14 protein-coding genes are annotated in these 16,503 nt (G+C 52.1%); 3 read left to right on the top strand and 11 right to left on the bottom strand.

The window, feature by feature from the left end:
- The first annotated feature begins 74 nt into the window (after nt 1-74).
- A complete protein-coding gene (dkgA, locus tag MPHASIOC01_RS17545) occupies nt 75-902 on the top strand; it encodes a 2,5-didehydrogluconate reductase DkgA (protein ID WP_064600383.1) in 828 nt (275 codons plus the stop codon).
- Nucleotides 903-1,007: 105 nt separating this feature from the next.
- On the opposite strand, the gene MPHASIOC01_RS17550 is transcribed toward dkgA, so the two are convergent.
- The 4 genes from MPHASIOC01_RS17550 to parC all read right to left on the bottom strand — a co-directional run bounded on the left by MPHASIOC01_RS17550 (nt 1,008) and on the right by parC (nt 8,167).
- On the bottom strand, nt 1,008-3,278 hold the full coding sequence (locus MPHASIOC01_RS17550) for a YgiQ family radical SAM protein (protein ID WP_353612987.1): 2,271 nt from the start codon (nt 3,276-3,278) through the stop codon (nt 1,008-1,010).
- Between the two features lie 147 nt (nt 3,279-3,425).
- Nucleotides 3,426-4,835, bottom strand: a complete 1,410-nt coding sequence (gene ftsP / locus MPHASIOC01_RS17555; protein WP_064600386.1) for a cell division protein FtsP — start codon at nt 4,833-4,835, stop codon at nt 3,426-3,428.
- 70 nt (nt 4,836-4,905) lie between these two features.
- Nucleotides 4,906-5,664: a 1-acylglycerol-3-phosphate O-acyltransferase gene (locus MPHASIOC01_RS17560; protein ID WP_353612988.1), complete on the bottom strand. Its 759-nt coding sequence runs from the start codon at nt 5,662-5,664 to the stop codon at nt 4,906-4,908.
- Nucleotides 5,665-5,899: 235 nt separating this feature from the next.
- A complete protein-coding gene (gene parC, locus MPHASIOC01_RS17565) occupies nt 5,900-8,167 on the bottom strand; it encodes a DNA topoisomerase IV subunit A (RefSeq protein ID WP_353612989.1) in 2,268 nt (755 codons plus the stop codon).
- A gap of 198 nt (nt 8,168-8,365) precedes the next feature.
- Between parC and MPHASIOC01_RS17570 the strand changes: the two genes are divergently transcribed.
- Both MPHASIOC01_RS17570 and MPHASIOC01_RS17575 read left to right on the top strand, forming a co-directional pair.
- Nucleotides 8,366-8,947, top strand: a complete 582-nt coding sequence (locus MPHASIOC01_RS17570) for an NAD(P)H-dependent oxidoreductase (protein WP_064600391.1) — start codon at nt 8,366-8,368, stop codon at nt 8,945-8,947.
- A gap of 30 nt (nt 8,948-8,977) precedes the next feature.
- Nucleotides 8,978-9,295: a putative quinol monooxygenase gene (locus tag MPHASIOC01_RS17575; RefSeq protein ID WP_064600396.1), complete on the top strand. Its 318-nt coding sequence runs from the start codon at nt 8,978-8,980 to the stop codon at nt 9,293-9,295.
- Nucleotides 9,296-9,431: 136 nt separating this feature from the next.
- On the opposite strand, the gene MPHASIOC01_RS17580 is transcribed toward MPHASIOC01_RS17575, so the two are convergent.
- Genes MPHASIOC01_RS17580 through argH form a run of 7 tightly spaced genes read right to left on the bottom strand, consistent with a single transcriptional unit; the run spans nt 9,432 to nt 16,493 of the window.
- Nucleotides 9,432-10,805 carry an MmgE/PrpD family protein gene (locus MPHASIOC01_RS17580; RefSeq protein ID WP_353612990.1) on the bottom strand — a complete coding sequence of 458 codons (1,374 nt, stop codon included), beginning with the start codon at nt 10,803-10,805 and terminating at the stop codon, nt 9,432-9,434.
- A complete protein-coding gene (locus tag MPHASIOC01_RS17585; RefSeq protein ID WP_353612991.1) occupies nt 10,798-11,703 on the bottom strand; it encodes a polysaccharide deacetylase in 906 nt (301 codons plus the stop codon). Before MPHASIOC01_RS17585 ends, MPHASIOC01_RS17580 begins: the two co-directional genes overlap by 8 nt.
- A complete protein-coding gene (locus MPHASIOC01_RS17590) occupies nt 11,693-12,541 on the bottom strand; it encodes a polysaccharide deacetylase (RefSeq protein WP_064600397.1) in 849 nt (282 codons plus the stop codon). The genes MPHASIOC01_RS17585 and MPHASIOC01_RS17590 overlap by 11 nt, the downstream gene beginning before the upstream one ends.
- Nucleotides 12,542-12,555: 14 nt before the next feature.
- A complete protein-coding gene (locus MPHASIOC01_RS17595; RefSeq protein ID WP_064600398.1) occupies nt 12,556-13,383 on the bottom strand; it encodes an ABC transporter substrate-binding protein in 828 nt (275 codons plus the stop codon).
- A 16-nt stretch (nt 13,384-13,399) separates the two neighbouring features.
- Entirely contained in the window at nt 13,400-14,164 is a 765-nt protein-coding gene (locus tag MPHASIOC01_RS17600) for an amino acid ABC transporter ATP-binding protein (protein WP_064600399.1), read from the bottom strand.
- Nucleotides 14,165-14,176: 12 nt separating this feature from the next.
- Nucleotides 14,177-15,055, bottom strand: coding sequence for an amino acid ABC transporter permease (locus MPHASIOC01_RS17605; RefSeq protein ID WP_064600401.1), 879 nt, complete (start codon nt 15,053-15,055; stop codon nt 14,177-14,179).
- 10 nt (nt 15,056-15,065) lie between these two features.
- Nucleotides 15,066-16,493 carry an argininosuccinate lyase gene (gene argH / locus MPHASIOC01_RS17610; RefSeq protein ID WP_064600403.1) on the bottom strand — a complete coding sequence of 476 codons (1,428 nt, stop codon included), beginning with the start codon at nt 16,491-16,493 and terminating at the stop codon, nt 15,066-15,068.
- Between the last annotated feature and the right edge of the window lie 10 nt (nt 16,494-16,503).

Below are 16,503 nucleotides of genomic sequence, written 5' to 3' on the forward strand. Positions count from 1 at the left end.
CAGTCTGCACCAATCCTGATTTCGACCCTTCGCTGCCACCTGCTACGGGTGGCAGCTCAATAAAGGAGGAGAGAATGGCGAATGCAAGTGTAATAAAGCTGAACGATGGAAACCTGATGCCGCAACTTGGCTTAGGTGTCTGGCAGGCCAGCAATGAAGAAGTGCTGACCGCCATAAGTAGTGCACTGGATGTGGGCTACCGGGCCATAGATACCGCAGCCGCCTACCACAACGAAGAAGGCGTTGGCCAGGCATTAAAAAACAGTCATGTCCCCCGCGAAGACTTATTTATCACCACCAAACTCTGGAATAGTGACCACCTGCAACCTGCGCAGGCACTTCAGGCAAGTCTTGAAAAGCTACAGCTTGATTATATCGACCTGTGGCTGATGCACTGGCCAGTCCCGGCGAAAGGCCACTACATTGAAGCCTGGAAAAGTATGATTGACCTTCAACAGCAAGGGCTGGTGAAGAGTATTGGTGTCTGCAACTTCAATATTGATCACCTGCAGCACATTATTGATGAAACGGGCGTTCACCCGGTGATTAATCAGATTGAACTGCACCCGTTATTTCAGCAGCGTGCATTGCATGCATGGAATGCCACCCACCAAATACAAACGGAATCCTGGAGCCCACTGGCCCGGGCTGGTGAAGGTATTTTTGAGCAGAAGATTATTCGTCATCTGGCAGACAAATACGGGAAATCGCCCGCGCAAATTATTATCCGCTGGCACCTGGATAACGGACTGGTTGTGATACCAAAATCGGTAACCCCATCGCGCATTGCTGAAAACTTCAATGTCTGGGATTTCCGCCTGGAAAAAGAAGAACTGGCAGAGATGGCAAAACTGGATTGTGGTAAGCGGATTGGCCCGGACCCGGATAAGTTTGGGGCATAAGGCTGCCACTGGCATCTTGCCAAAGCAGGGCGATATAAGCGCCTCGCAAAAAACAAACGCCCTTCATTACGAAGGGCGTTGTTTCATTTGTTAAGCCAACCTGCTTTAGCCTTGTCTGGACTGAGGTTTACGGCGCTTTTGCGCGGCCTGGGGTGAGCGCCCAGGTGCAGCCTGAGATGTGCGACCTGTACTTGTAGTTGCAGACTGAGGTGCGCGACCCGTTGCCGACTGAGGAGACCGGCGTTGATGAGCCATTGGTGTATGGCGTGTCAGTGCGGTCTGGCTCTTACGATTCTGGCGACGTGCTTCGCGCATTTCTTCCATCGTTGGTGACGGCACAAGGCACTCACGCCGTGGGCCTATCAGGTGCTTTTTCCCCATCGCTTCCAGTGCAGAGCGAATCAACGGCCAGTTAGCCGGATCATGGTAACGCAGCAAAGCTTTATGCAGGCGTCGTTGCTTATCGCCACGCGGCACCACAATATCTTCACTCTTGTAATTCACTTTAGACAACGGATTTTTGCCGGTGTAATACATCGTGGTGGCATTTGCCAGCGGCGACGGGTAGAAGTTTTGTACCTGGTCCAGGCGGAAACGGTGTTTCTTCAACCACAATGCAAGATTAACCATATCTTCATCTCGCGTACCTGGATGCGCAGAAATAAAGTAAGGGATCAGGTACTGCTCTTTACCAGCCTGTTTTGAGTAACTGTCAAACAGCTCTTTGAAACGATGATAGCTTCCCATACCTGGCTTCATCATCTTCGATAACGGACCTTCTTCGGTATGTTCAGGCGCAATCTTCAAATAACCGCCCACATGGTGGGTTGCCAGTTCTTTAATGTAGCGCGGGTCTTCAACCGCCAGATCGTAACGTACACCAGAAGCTATCAGGATCTTTTTAATACCACTCAGGTCACGAGCCCGGCGATACAAGTCAATCGTCGGCTGGTGATCGGTATCCATGTGCGGGCAGATATCCGGGTAGACACAGGATAAGCGGCGGCAGGTTTGCTCAGCACGCGGGGATTTACAGCGCAACATGTACATATTGGCTGTTGGCCCGCCCAGGTCGGAAATCACACCAGTAAAGCCCGGCACAGTATCGCGGATCGCTTCAATTTCATTGATGATTGAATCTTCTGAGCGGCTCTGGATAATGCGCCCTTCATGTTCGGTGATTGAACAGAAAGTACACCCACCGAAGCAGCCACGCATAATATTGACCGAAAAACGGATCATTTCATACGCAGGGATACGGCTGTCGCCATATGACGGATGCGGTACGCGTTTATAAGGCAGTGCGAACACGCTGTCCATCTCTTCGGTGGAAAGCGGAATGGCCGGTGGATTTATCCAGATATACCGGTCACCCTGTTTTTGCATTAATGCCCGTGCACAACCAGGGTTGGTTTCATGGTGCAGGATCCGTGATGCATGGGCATACAAGACTTTGTCGCCTTTCACTTTTTCATAGGATGGCAACAGAATGTAGGTCTTTTCCCAGGGCTTTTGCTTTAGTTTTGGCGGCTGTACCACTATGGCTTCTGCTTTTGCCCCCGCGCCCACTTCAACGGTTTTGTTATTATCCGCACAAGGCAAATCCTCGCCATAAGGATGCGGGATTGGGTCTATCTTACCAGGAGTATCCAGGCGAGTGGAGTCCACCCCTTCCCAACCTGGCAGCGCTTCACGAACAATAATCGCAGTATTGCGCACATCTTTAATTTCACTGATGGGCTCACCCTGCGATAAGCGGTGTGCCACTTCTACCAGTGGGCGCTCGCCATTGCCAAACATCAGCATATCTGCTTTGGCATCAATCAACACGGAACGGCGAACGGTATCAGACCAGTAATCATAATGCGCAGTGCGGCGCAGGCTGGCTTCAATACCGCCAAGGATAACCGGCACATCGCTCCAGGCTTCTTTGCAGCGCTGAGTGTAAACCAGGGTAGCACGATCCGGGCGTTTACCTGCGACGTTATCCGGTGTGTATGCGTCGTCGTGGCGCAATTTCCGGTCTGCTGTGTAGCGGTTAATCATGGAGTCCATATTGCCCGCGGTCACACCGAAGAACAGGTTGGGTTTGCCCAGTGCCATAAACGCGTCTTTACTGGTCCAGTCTGGCTGGGAAATAATCCCAACACGAAACCCTTGCGCTTCCAGCATACGGCCGCAAATCGCCATCCCGAAACTCGGGTGGTCAACATAGGCATCACCGGTAACCAGAATAATATCGCAGCTATCCCAGCCTAATTGGTCCATCTCCTCGCGGGACATGGGCAGAAAAGGGGCAGGACCAAAGCAGGCAGCCCAATACTGGGGCCATGAAAAAAGGTCGCGCTCGGGCTGAATCAGACTGGTACGGCTCATATTGCTTCCGAAAAAAGGTAAAAAGATATCAAAGGGTCGCGATTATACGCCGGGTTAGTGCCGGAAAAGAAGAGGGCTGAACAAATTATGCTCACTTAACTGTCACCTGATACCCCTGAATGCTCAGTGATATCAGGTGGATAATCATCAGGATGCAGGTTGAACTAATAGCTGCCCAATTGAGCCCCTGTCGGCCAGTTCCAGTGTCTGGCTGGAATACAGGAAGGGGAAATGCGGCCAGGACGGCTGGCCGAAATACACCAGCAATTCCACCTGCCCGTCAACCCAGACGGTATCTTTCCAGCCCCGGTCTTCCGGGAAGGGGGATGCGCCATTCACATTACGCACCTGGAACATGACACCTTCAATATGGAAAGCCTGGGGCGTATTAGCGTGTACAGTCCAACGCTCCCAGGTCCCTTGCAAGGTCTCAATATCTATGCGGTTGACGTCCCACAACTGACCATTAATACCCGGATCATCACCCAGTGAAATATCACGGCTGCGCGTTGAGCTACCGGCAATAATATCTTCTGGCAAAAGACGGGCAGGAAGTGGAGTGGTCACCAGGGGCAACAAGCCTGTCGGCCGCAGCGTCAACACCAGCGTCGAAATCAGGATGCTGGATGGTTCAAAAAAGCCACGAATGCGTTCCATTATGCCAGCAGATTCCCCGCAGGTAATGGAGACGGCATCACCATTGCTCATATCCACCAGCACTTCGCGACGTTCACCGGGGGCAAGAGAGAGCTGAGAAACGGATACGGGTGCCGGTAAAAAACCCTGATCACTGGAGATAACGTGCAGCGGTCTGCCATCAGACATACGTAACAGGTAACGCCGGGCATTCGACGCATTAAGTAAACGCAGGCGCACCCAGCCTCGCGAGACGTCGACATAAGGACCCTGTACGCCATTGACCAGCAAGGTATCACCAATAAACCCGCCATCGGAAGGTTCGCTGTAGGTTGGCGCGCCAAAGTTATCCAGCCGTTTGTCCTGCAAGATGACCGGGAAATCATCCACCCCATAGTGGTTAGGGACAGGTAATGATTTACTGATGTCATCTTCCACCAGCCACATTCCCACCAGCCCTTTGTAAACCTGCTCAGCGGAACGGTTTGGCGTATTTGCGCGGTACCACAATGTGGCGGACTGCTGGCGAATGGGCAGCACTGGCGCCCAGTCAGCGTTGGGTGTCATCATGCGTGCCGCACCACCCATTAGCGGCCCCGGAACCTGCAACCCGGAAATTGTCATCGCGACATTCTCCGTTAAGCGGTTGCTGTAAATCATTTTAACATCATCACCATTCCATACACGAATGGTGGGCCCCATGTAGCGCCCGTTAAAACCCCATACCTGAGCACGCGTTCCGGGTGCAAAAGACCAGTGAGCGCTTTGCAGCGTCAGAAACAAAGGTTGCCCGCGCCGGGACTCCAGCAATGGCGGAACAGGAAGAGGCAACTGGGTAGCCGCATTGGCTTTTAACGGCAACGCCCCAGCGCCCAGTGCAATGCCAGATGCCTGAATAAACTGACGCCGGCTGAGTGACATAATTGCTCCATGTAAACTGAATGAAATTTGGCGGGACACCTTTCCCGCCTAAAAATGACCGGAAAGAGGCCTAACGTTGTACGTTTTTCTCGGACGTAACTTTTCCCGCTTCGCGCAAAGCAACTTCTGCATCCAGTGCGCGAATTTTTTCTTCCATCAACTGGCGGCAATACGCAGACAATTCACGAACCTGATCTTTACCGAAGTTGCTGGTATCAACAGGTGGCAACATTTCAACTATCACCAACCCATTACACCAGCGATTGAGTTTAATTTTATTGCTGGTGTTGGAAACACAGATGGGAATGACAGGCACTCCGGCAGCCAATGCTGCATGAAATGCCCCGGCTTTAAAAGGCAACAAACCACGACCACGACTTCGTGTCCCTTCTGGAAACATCCAGATGGAGATATTACGCTCGCGAATCTGCTGAACGACCTGGGCAATCGTACCATGTGCTTTTGCCCGGTTATTGCGGTCTATCAGCAGATTGCCAGTCAGCCAGTAAAGCTGCCCAAAAAAAGGGATCCACAATAAACTTTTCTTGCCAACTGTTACGGTTGTTGGCTGAACAATATACGACGCTGTTACCATATCGTAGTTGTTCTGGTGGTTGGCAATGTAAATAGCATTACCAAAGTTTTCTGCACCGGACGGTTTGCGGATTTCCACCTTTAACCCAAATACGGTAGACAGGCGGGCAAAAAGATGACCAAACGTAGCAACGTGGCGTGGGTTTCTGGGGCTGAAGAGACAATATATTGAACCGAAAACACACACCAAAATACTGTAGAGCACAACAATAATAAAACGAATAATCAAAAGCATAGCAACCTCTGAAGACACAGGCGATGTTCACCAGAGCCCTGGTATAATTTCAGTTTCAGGCAGGTTTCAACGCCTTTTATCCTGTCCCCTGAATAACATTAACAACCACTATTTGCAGACCAGCAAACCATTATAACTGGAGAATGCATTGTCAGGCGCTTTGCCATCACAAACAATGGTGAGGTGAAAAAATCATACGAATTCAGGGAAGTGAAGCGCCACTCCCCTGTTCTGTTTATGACTCGCTGTCATCGTCAGCGCGGGCTGGTGAGTCTATTTCAATATTATCAATCCGCTGCAAACCGCGCATCACCGTTCCCCGACGCCCGCGCTCTGCATGGACTTTCTGTAACTCTTCCGGACGCAGTTTCAGTTTCCGCTTACCAACATGAATAGTCACTGTGCTTTGTGGCGGCAGAACACGCAACCAGGCAAGTTTATCTTTCCCGCTTACGGCTTCCGCCGCAGGAATTGAGATAATTTTATTCCCTTTACCTTTTGAGAGTTGCGGTAAATCACGGACCGGGAACATCAGCATACGCCCGGCGGCAGTAATCGCCAGTAACATATCGTCATCATGATTTACCCATAACGGCGGCAATACCCGGGCATTTTCCGGCAGGCTAATCATTGCTTTGCCTGCACGGTTGCGGGCAACCAGATCATTAAAGGTACACACAAAGCCGTAACCGGCATCGGAAGCCATCAACAGTTTTTGCTCATCCGGTGCCATCAGAACCTGTTCAACCACCGCTCCCGGCGGTAGCGTCAGCTTACCAGTGAGTGGCTCCCCTTGCCCACGAGCAGACGGCAGGTTCACAGGATCCAGCGCATAGCTACGCCCGGTTGAGTCGATAAATACCACTGGCTGGTTAGACTTACCTTTAGCCTCCGCCATAAAACTGTCGCCCGCTTTATAATTTAACCCGGCGGCATCAATGTCATGGCCCTTGGCACTGCGAACCCAACCCATTTGCGACAACACAATCGTGACGGGTTCAGACGGCATCATCTCATGGTCGCTCATCGCCTTCGCTTCACTACGTTCGTGTAACGGAGAACGGCGGTCATCGCCATAAGCCTGTGCATCTGCCTGCAACTCTTTTTTTAGCAGGTTATTCATTTTCCGCTCAGAAGCGAGAATGCCCTGCAGTGTATCGCGTTCTTTTTCCAGATCACTCTGCTCACCACGGATTTTCACTTCTTCCAGGCGGGCAAGGTGGCGTAATTTCAGTTCAAGAATTGCTTCCGCCTGAGTATCTGAGATACCAAAGCGCGACATCAGTGCGGGCTTCGGTTCATCTTCAGTGCGGATGATTTCAATAACTTCATCAATGTTGAGGAACGCAACCAACAAACCTTCGAGGATATGCAGCCGTTTCAGTACTTTCTCCAGCCGGAAACTCAACCGGCGGCGTACTGTGTCACGACGGAAAACTAACCACTCACTGATAATTTCATGCAGGTTTTTAACCGCAGGGCGGCCATCCAAACCAATCATGTTCAGGTTAACGCGATAGCTTTTCTCAAGGTCGGTAGTGGCAAACAGGTGGTTCATCACCTGTTCCATATCCACGCGATTAGAACGCGGTACAATCACCAGACGAGTTGGGTTTTCGTGGTCGGATTCATCGCGCAGATCATCAACCATCGGCAGTTTTTTCGCCCGCATCTGGCTGGCGATTTGTTCCAGCACCCGCGCACCGGAAACCTGGTAAGGCAGTGCAGTAATAACCACAGCACCGTCTTCTTTATTCCAGACAGCACGCATACGTACAGAACCACGCCCGTTCTGGTAAATTCTACGGATATCTTCACGAGAAGTAATAATTTCCGCTTCCGTGGGGTAATCCGGCCCCTGAATAATATCCAGCAAGGTATCCAGCGAGGTTTTGGGGTTTTCAATCAGGGTTACTGCTGCCTGAGCCACTTCACGCAAGTTATGAGGCGGAATATCTGTCGCCATACCAACAGCAATCCCGGTGGTGCCGTTTAACAGAATATTTGGCAAACGGGCTGGCAGCATCTTCGGTTCGCTGAGCGTCCCGTCAAAGTTAGGGACATAATCAACCGTTCCCTGGCCCAGTTCACTGAGCAGCACTTCAGCATAACGCGACAAGCGGGATTCGGTATAACGCATCGCTGCGAAGGACTTCGGATCATCCGGTGCCCCCCAGTTCCCCTGCCCATCTACCAGCGGATAGCGGTAAGAGAAGGGTTGCGCCATCAGTACCATTGCTTCGTAGCAGGCACTGTCGCCATGGGGATGGTATTTACCCAGCACATCCCCGACGGTACGTGCTGATTTTTTGAATTTCGCCGCTGCATTGAGCCCCAGTTCAGACATGGAGTACACAATGCGCCGCTGAACGGGTTTCAGGCCATCGCCAATAAATGGTAATGCGCGATCCATGATGACGTACATGGAGTAATTGAGATACGCACTTTCCGTAAATTCATGCAGAGCACGGCGTTCTACGCCGTCATGAGTAATCTCACTCATTAATTTTTAACCCTCAAACTGACTGGCCAATGCAAAGTTGAATGGCAATATTGTGGCCGATAGTACCCTATCTGGCGTGGAGAGTCACAAGAAGCGCATTATTGCCCTCAGAGCAAAAGTCTTTGCCTGTCTTTCCACTACAGGCGTGATACACATCACGATAAAATCCTCCGCATCTTAACTTATCGGAAAGAGACCATGAGTAACATACTGATTGTTAATGGCGCCAAATCTTTTGGGCACTCCGCCGGTCAACTGAATAATACACTGACCGAAGAAGCTGTAGCTCAATTACGTGAGCTGGGTCACCAGGTAACAGTGAGCGTAGCCGACAGCGATTATAATGTGGAAGATGAAGTTGCCCGCTTCCTGGCCGCTGACGCTATTATCTGGCAAATGCCCGGTTGGTGGATGGGTGCGCCCTGGACCGTTAAAAAATACATGGATGATGTGTTCACTGCCGGCCACGGCAGCCTGTACGCCAGTGATGGCCGTACCCGTTCAGATGCCAGCAAAAAATATGGCTCAGGGGGGCTGTTGCAGGGCAAAAAATATATGCTGTCACTCACCTGGAACGCCCCACTGGAAGCGTTTACGGACAAAGAGCAGTTCTTCCACGGCGCAGGTGTTGATGGCGTCTACCTGCCGTTCCACAAAGCCAATCAGTTTATTGGCCTGGAAAGCCTGCCGACATATATCGCCAATGATGTGATTAAGCAACCGGATGTGCCACATTATATTGCACAATATCGCGAGCATCTGCGGGCGATTTTTGCTTAACTGTTAACACATTTAAAAAGGAGTGAATTTATGCTGACAGTGATTGCTGAAATTCGCACACGTCCAGGCGTTCATCATCGCCAGGCCGTGCTGAATGAATTTAAAACCCTGGTACCTGTTGTTCTTCAGGAAGAAGGTTGCCATGGCTACACCCCAATGGTGGATGAGAATACCGCTCTGGATTTTCAGGCAACAGCGCCAGATTCCATTGTCGTGGTTGAAGTGTGGGAAAGTGCTGCACATCTCAAAGCGCACCTGGAAACGCCGCATATGAAAGCATTCGGGGAAAAAACCAGGAATGATGTGCTGGATATGCACATTCGCATTCTGAAACCCGGCATTGCCTGAGTTTACTCCAGCAAAGTAAACACATCACTACAATGAACTCGCTACATTTGCTACAAAAGAAGGAAGTCAGTTTCCTTCTTTTTATTGCGGTTCATAATGTTATTTTTCGCTATCACGCCTGCACCATCACTCAGGTTTACTCATCTTCCCTGCCCAGCAATCCGCACAGTACAGCGACATCCGGGTATTCATCCAGATGCAGGCAAACATGCTCCAGTGCCCGGCAAGACGCTGCTGATAACACCTGGCGTGCCAGTTGGTCAAATTTAGCCAACAACGCTCCATCACTCAGCGGGTTGCCTGGCGAACCCGAAGGCACTGGTACCTGTACCTGTGTCACGCTGCCACGGGTGGTATGTAAAATAACAACCGGTTCTTCATCACCTTGTTGAAGCGCATCAACCTCCAGAGTAATGCGCGCCAGCATATCGCTCACTTGTGGCGAAAGCCGCTTTTCTTCACTGTAGCTTTCCAGCCCGACGCTGCCATAACATAGACGGGCAGCAAGCGCATAAGGCAGGCTCATTTGTGCCGCCGCCAGGCTGCCAGTTGACCGGCCACCGCACATCTCCATTAAAAATGGGTTAAGCCTGACATGTATGCGCTGCACCCGAGCCAAAGGCTGCACAGACAACAACTGGTTCAGTGCATCAACCGCTGAATGAGTTCCCCGGCATGAGGCATAAGGTTTGATTGAGCAACGCGCCAGTTTCCAGACTTGCCCGAGCGATGCCACCAGTGCCTCAGGTAGCTGGCTGTGAGGCGCTATGGTTTGCAAAAAACCGCCCCATTTATCAGCGAAAATAGCACCCGGTCCCTGAATGCCTCTCTGTGCCAGTTGCGCGGCAAACAGCCCACTCTCGGCAGCCCGGCCAGCATGCAGTTTTTTAGTTTGCGAACCATCATGAATGAAAGCCCACAGGCCACTACTGAAACTGCCCGCAATACCCAGAGCAGCACTACACTGAGCCGGAGAAAGCCGCAGCAGGCTGCACACTGCGGCGGTAGCACCAAATACCCCGCAGGTTGCTGTCGAGTGCCAGCCAGCTTCGTTATGAGCGTTGTAACCGCCACAGGCTTCCAGCACACGACGGCCAATATCATAACCAATAATAAACGCGGTCAATAAACGCTGCCCGTCAACGGCTTCCTCTACCAGTGGTAATGCCGCGAGAATGGCAGGCATTACCACTGCTCCGGAGTGATCACAGCCACCGGTATCATCCAGTTCATACATATGCGCAGCGACACCATTCAGCCAGGCTGACTGGCGCGGTGTTACCCGCCACGCCTGCCCCACAAGGAGAGACTGTGCATGCCCGCCTTCTTCTCTGGCTAAGGCAGCACACTGATGCCAGATATCACTGTCGGTGCCTGCAAGCATCGCGCCCAGGGTATCTAAAAAATGGCGTTTGGCTTTTTCAACAAGGTGTGGAGGAAAATCCCTGTAGCCTGTAGTGGCAATGAATTCCCCCAGCATGTGCGTATAATCAATCATGGATTCAGCCATGATGTTGCTCCCACAACCGCTGGAATACTTCCGCCGGGTGGTCTGGCGTATTAGCGGGCTGAGAAGAACGCCAGTGTTCGGCCACAGACTGCGCGGTGGTTAACCAGACAGGTTGCTGTTGCAGCGTATCAATCAGCGCCTCCAGTAATGAAATGCGGCCTGCCGTACCCATAATTTCCGGGTGCAAACGGAGTAAGTAACACAAACCAAACCGGTGATAACCGTAAAAATCCTGGGTCATATTCGCCAGTGTTTCCTGGTATGACGCGATACGCGACTGGCCTGGTGGTACTGCCGGGCTGAGGTTAAACGCGAAATAGGGTTCATCTTCCAGTTCATAATGCAGCGGTAACTCAACCAGAGAGGTGCCCGGATGGAAATAAGGCAGGTCGTCGCCTCGCCAACAGGAAGACCACTGAAACCCCATGCCGCTCAGTGCCTGGGCAAACCCGGGTTTCCACTGCCCGGCGGGGGTACGAAACCCCCGGGGGACACGGCCACATAACGCCGTCAGTTTCTCTGTAGCGCGGCGGACACAAGCCACCTGTTCTTCCAGGCTCATAGCGGAAAAATCTTCGTGCTGGTCACCTGCGCAGGCAACTTCGTGGCCTGCTGCCAAAATCCGCTCCAGCAGCAATGGCTGTTCTTGCGCCACAATAGCTGGCAGGCACCAGGTGGTGTTCACCTGCTTTTTCGCCAGCAGATTCAGTAAACGGTCAACACCGCGTAACGTACCATAGCGCCAGACAGACAATGTTTTATCCCGTCCTTCAACAGTAGGAGCCTGGGACAAAATGCCGTAGATATCATTAAAATCAATGGTGATAACCGCAGCAGAACGGTATCCCTGCGGCCAGGGCGAAGTACTCCCGGTAAGCATTGTGTTTTTATCCGGCATGTTGACACTCCTGCATATACCACGCTGCGACAGCATCACAACGGGCAAACCACACGTCGCCACGGGAAGTCATATGGGCAAAGAATTTCTCCAGCAACAAAATGCGGCCTGGCTGCCCGGAGATTTTGGGGTGAAACAACGTGGTCAGGCATAATCCTTCATCCATGGCGCCATCAAATTCCCGTTGCCAGTTATCCAGCGTCAGTGCATAGCTGGCAGTGCGGTCTCCCCCTTTGGGAAAATCCGGGTTACGGGTATAGGCCAGTGAGGCATAGTCATCCATTTCCCACTTGCCGGGGATTTCCACCAGTGGCGGGAAACCCGCAACCTCAATGCAATAAGGTCTGTCATCGCCACGCATACTGCTCGAATAGAGAACCCCTGCAGCCTTGAGCACTTCAGGAGTACTGGCTTGCCAGTCTCCCGACGGGGTACGGAACCCTCGTGCGGTAATACCTAAATAGCGTTGAAAAATTTCTGCGGATTTTGCCATCACTGCATGCTGTTCATCAGGGCTCAGGGCAAAAAACGATTCGTGCCGATAACCATGAAATGCCACTTCATGCCCTTGTTCCACTATGGCGCGGCATTGTTCCGGCCAGTGCTCAACAACCCAGGCCGGAACAAAAAAAGTGGCCGGTAACTGAAAGTCTTGCAGTAAATCGAGCAAACGACCGAGTGCCCGAAATGGCCCATAAGAGCCAAAGGTAAAGTACTCTGGTGAAGACCAGATACTGCCATTAAGCATGGCATCGCCAGTCGGGCCATCTAAATCAAACGCCAGCGCCATACAACCGCGTTTTCCCTCAGGCCAACGCAATTCACCCGGTGATTGCATCATCTGCTCCTGATTCAGCCCTGGTTGACGGTGGCTTTGGCTACGCCGTTATCTGATAAGCCCCATTTAGTGAGGATTTTTTGGTAGGTACCATTGGCTATCATGTCATTCAGCGCGCCCTGAATGGCATCGCGTAATGCAGTGTTGTCCTTGCCAATCGCCATCCCGGTGTACTGGAAAGCGAATGCTTTATCCAGTGGCTTAAAGGTTCCTTTTTCGAGGCTCATAATGTAAGGCAGCGTTTCGCTCCCCTGCACGGCTGCATCCAGGCGACGCTGGCGTAACTGCGTGCGCGCATCAGCGCTACCTTCAGTACCCACAACCACAACAGCCGGTTTCCCCGCAGCTTCGCAATGAGCTTTGCTCCAGTTAGCAATTTCCTGCGGGAATGTAGTGCGGCGGCTGGTGCCAACATGTTTGCCACACAAATCAATATCATGCTGGAGATCCTGACGGGCGGTCAGCGTGTAAAACTGTGGGCCGGTTTTGAAGTAGTCAATAAAATCGACCACTTTCTGGCGTTCTTTGGTATCTGTCATCCCTGACATCACCATATCGACGCGTTTGGTTACCACAGCATTGACCATCTGCTCAAAAGCGATTTCCTGCCAGTTCACTTTGATACCCAGCTCTTTGCCAATGGCTACGCCCAGGTCGTAATCCACACCAGTTAACTGATTGCTGGCCGGGTCTTTAAAATCCATTGGCGGGTAGTTCGGCATAATTGCCACGGTAATTTCGCCTTTTGCCTTGATGGATGCTGGCAATTCCGTTGCCGCCCAGCTGCTGGAGGACTGGACAACGAGTGCAGTTGCTATCACGCTCAGAAACAGGTTTTTCATGGTTTACCCCGGTTAATTAAAGGAGAATGGCATTAATGAAATTTTTCATTCGCGGGTTACGCGGGTTGAGCAGAATCTCTTCTGGTGCGCCCTGCTCAATAATCTGGCCTTCATCCATAAACACCACCTGGTTGGCAACCTCGCGGGCAAAGCCCATTTCATGGGTCACCACCAGCATTGTTGTGCCCTCCTGCGCCAGTTGACGCATGACAGCCAACACTTCCCCCACCATTTCGGGATCCAGTGCCGAAGTGGGTTCATCAAACAACATCAGTTTTGGTTTCATTGCCAGTGCCCGGGCTATGGCAACGCGCTGTTGTTGCCCGCCAGAGAGCGACTGTGGGTAGGCGTGTGCTTTGTTTGCCAAACCAACCCGCTCCAGTAATGCCATCGCCTCTTCAGTTGCTTCGCGTTTTGGGCGCAATAACACATTGCATGGGCCTTCAGTGATATTCTCCAGCGCAGTCTTATGGGGAAATAAGTTAAAACGCTGGAAGACCATGCCGGTATGCAGGCGCTGGCGGGCAATTTGTTTGTCATTGAGTGGATAGAGCTTGTCGCCTGCAATGCGATAACCAGCCAACTCGTTATCTATCCAGATCCCACCACGGTCCACCTTTTCAAGTTGGTTAATACAACGCAGAAAGGTACTTTTCCCTGAGCCCGATGGCCCGAGAATGCACATCACCTCGCCGTAATTCACTTCCAGACTGACATCTTTCAGCGCGTGGAACTGGTCAAAATATTTGTTCACCTTCATGGCGCGAACAATGTTTCTCATGAGGAACTCCAGTTACTGGCGGCGGCGATGACCGCGGGAGAAATAACGCTCCAGTTGGCTTTGGCCAAAAGAGAGCACCGTGACAATCATCAGGTACCAAATCCCCGCCACAAACAGCAGCTCCATCACACGCGCGTTAGCGAAGTAGATGTTTTGCGTGTTGTAGAGCAATTCGGAATACTGAATCATGCTCGCCAGACTGGTCGTTTTGATCATGCTGATAAATTCATTACCAATAGGCGGCAGAATAACTCGCATCGCCTGAGGCAAAATAATGCGGCGTAAAGCCTGCAGGCGCGGCATACCAATGGATTTCGCCGCTTCATACTGGCCAATATCCACAGACAACAACCCGGCGCGAACCACTTCAGAGGTATACGCGCCCTGGTTGATACTCAGCCCCAGCAAAGCAGCCAGGAATGGTGTCATGACATGTACGGTCTGCACACTGAACAGGCCGGGAATAGAAATCACCGGGAATACCAGCGCGAGGTTGAACCACAGCAGTAATTGCAGAATCAGTGGGGTGCCCCGAAAAATCCAGGCATAGGCCACTGCGATGTAATGCAACACCGGGTTGGGCGACATATACATAATTGCCGCCACCACACCAAAAACCACGCCCAGCATCATGGCTAAAATCGACATAATCAGAGTGTTCATCACCCCCTGAAGAATGGCTGTGGCAGTAAAAAACTGGCCGACATAACGCCATTCAATATTGCCGTGGGCAAAAGCATTCACCAGCATTGCCACCAGGAGCAAAATCACAACCGAGGCAGTAATTCGCCCATAATAGCGGCGCGGGACGACCTGGTATTTGTCCAGGTCATATTGTGTGTGGCTGTTGTGCGCCGGTGATGATGTTGTAAGCGGGGTTGATTGTTCCATCCTGCCTCCTTCAGGCTCGCGGCCCAGTGTAATTCCGGGTCCAGCTTAGCTGGGATTCGGTCAACGTTTGCAGGCGGGCTAACTGTTGTTCAACACAGTGCGGTGCGGTGCCACCGAAACCGTGGCGGGCCGCTAATGCCGCATCCAGTGTCAGGGCATCACGAACGTCAGGCGTCAGGCGCTCATCTACCGATTTCAGTTCGGCATCGCTCAGTGCATCCAGCCCGCACTGCTGTTGTTCGCACAGTTGTACCAGTTGGCCGGTAATTTCATGAGCATGCTTAAATGGCACCCCGCGCATGGCCAGCCAGTCCGCCACCTCTGTTGCCAGGGTAAAGCCTTCCGGCGCCTGCTGCGCCATTCTCTGTGTATCGAATTTCAGGGTGGCAACCATGCCAGACATGGCAGGCAGGACCAGCAACAGGGTTTCTACTGCATCAATGACATTACGCTTGTCATCACTTAAATCCCGGTTGTAGGAGAGTGGCATCGCTTTCATAGTAGTCAGTAATGCCATCAGGTTACCGACCAGACGCCCACTGCGCCCACGCGTCAGCTCGGCAATATCCGGGTTTTTCTTCTGCGGCATAATCGAGCTGCCAGTAGCATAGCTGTCATCCAGCTCCACCCAGCGGAACTGGCGAGATGACCAGAGGCAGACTTCCTCGCACAAGCGCGACAGGTTGACAGCTATCATGGCAGTCACAAACAAAAACTCCGCAGCAAAGTCACGGCTGGCAACGGCATCAATGGAGTTTTCACAGGCTGCGATATACCCCAGTTCCTGAGCTGCAAGTTCGGGTTGGCGGGCAATAGCTGAACCTGCCATTGCTGCGGCACCCAGAGGGCAGTATGCACTGCGCTGATCCCAGTCCTGCATACGTGAAATATCCCGGGCGAAAGCCTGAGCGTGAGCCAGCAACTGGTGCCCAAAAACAATGGGCTGGGCCTGCTGGAGGTGAGTAAAACCCGGAGCAACACTGTGAAGATGTCGGGCTGCCTGGCCCATTAGCGCCTGTTGTAACTCCAGCAATGCACTGGCAACACGACGCCCGTTATCCCGCAGGTAGAGACGCAAATCATTCACTGTCTGGTCATTACGAGAACGGCCAGCGCGTAACTTCCCGCCCAATTCCCCCAGGCGTTCAACCAGTACACGTTCAATAAATGTATGAACGTCTTCATCCGCAGTAATTGGTGAAACCAGTCCGGCTCGAAAATCCTGGTCCAGCTTGTCAATCGCCACCAGCATGGCTGATAACTCTTCAGCGCTGAGCAGCCCGGCTCTTTCCAGCTCTCTGGCATGGGCCCGACACCCGGCGAGATCGTAGGGAGCCAGTGAGAAATAGTGCTCCGGGCTGCGTGATAACGCACTCAGGCTGGCGGCTGGAGCGGATTTAAAACGCGCTCCCCAAAGGCGCTCTGCATTTTCAGACATGCTGTTTCCC

The sequence above is a fragment of the Mangrovibacter phragmitis genome, from assembly GCF_040429585.1.
GTDB classification, from domain to species: domain Bacteria; phylum Pseudomonadota; class Gammaproteobacteria; order Enterobacterales; family Enterobacteriaceae; genus Mangrovibacter; species Mangrovibacter phragmitis.

Coding starts and splice junctions, on each gene's coding strand:
- dkgA (WP_064600383.1), top strand. CDS start 75: ATGGCGAATGCAAGTGTAATAAAGCTGAACGATGGAAACCTGATGCCG.
- MPHASIOC01_RS17550 (WP_353612987.1), bottom strand. CDS start 3,278: ATGAGCCGTACCAGTCTGATTCAGCCCGAGCGCGACCTTTTTTCATGG.
- ftsP (WP_064600386.1), bottom strand. CDS start 4,835: ATGTCACTCAGCCGGCGTCAGTTTATTCAGGCATCTGGCATTGCACTG.
- MPHASIOC01_RS17560 (WP_353612988.1), bottom strand. CDS start 5,664: ATGCTTTTGATTATTCGTTTTATTATTGTTGTGCTCTACAGTATTTTG.
- parC (WP_353612989.1), bottom strand. CDS start 8,167: ATGAGTGAGATTACTCATGACGGCGTAGAACGCCGTGCTCTGCATGAA.
- MPHASIOC01_RS17570 (WP_064600391.1), top strand. CDS start 8,366: ATGAGTAACATACTGATTGTTAATGGCGCCAAATCTTTTGGGCACTCC.
- MPHASIOC01_RS17575 (WP_064600396.1), top strand. CDS start 8,978: ATGCTGACAGTGATTGCTGAAATTCGCACACGTCCAGGCGTTCATCAT.
- MPHASIOC01_RS17580 (WP_353612990.1), bottom strand. CDS start 10,805: ATGGCTGAATCCATGATTGATTATACGCACATGCTGGGGGAATTCATT.
- MPHASIOC01_RS17585 (WP_353612991.1), bottom strand. CDS start 11,703: ATGCCGGATAAAAACACAATGCTTACCGGGAGTACTTCGCCCTGGCCG.
- MPHASIOC01_RS17590 (WP_064600397.1), bottom strand. CDS start 12,541: ATGCAATCACCGGGTGAATTGCGTTGGCCTGAGGGAAAACGCGGTTGT.
- MPHASIOC01_RS17595 (WP_064600398.1), bottom strand. CDS start 13,383: ATGAAAAACCTGTTTCTGAGCGTGATAGCAACTGCACTCGTTGTCCAG.
- MPHASIOC01_RS17600 (WP_064600399.1), bottom strand. CDS start 14,164: ATGAGAAACATTGTTCGCGCCATGAAGGTGAACAAATATTTTGACCAG.
- MPHASIOC01_RS17605 (WP_064600401.1), bottom strand. CDS start 15,055: ATGGAACAATCAACCCCGCTTACAACATCATCACCGGCGCACAACAGC.
- argH (WP_064600403.1), bottom strand. CDS start 16,493: ATGTCTGAAAATGCAGAGCGCCTTTGGGGAGCGCGTTTTAAATCCGCT.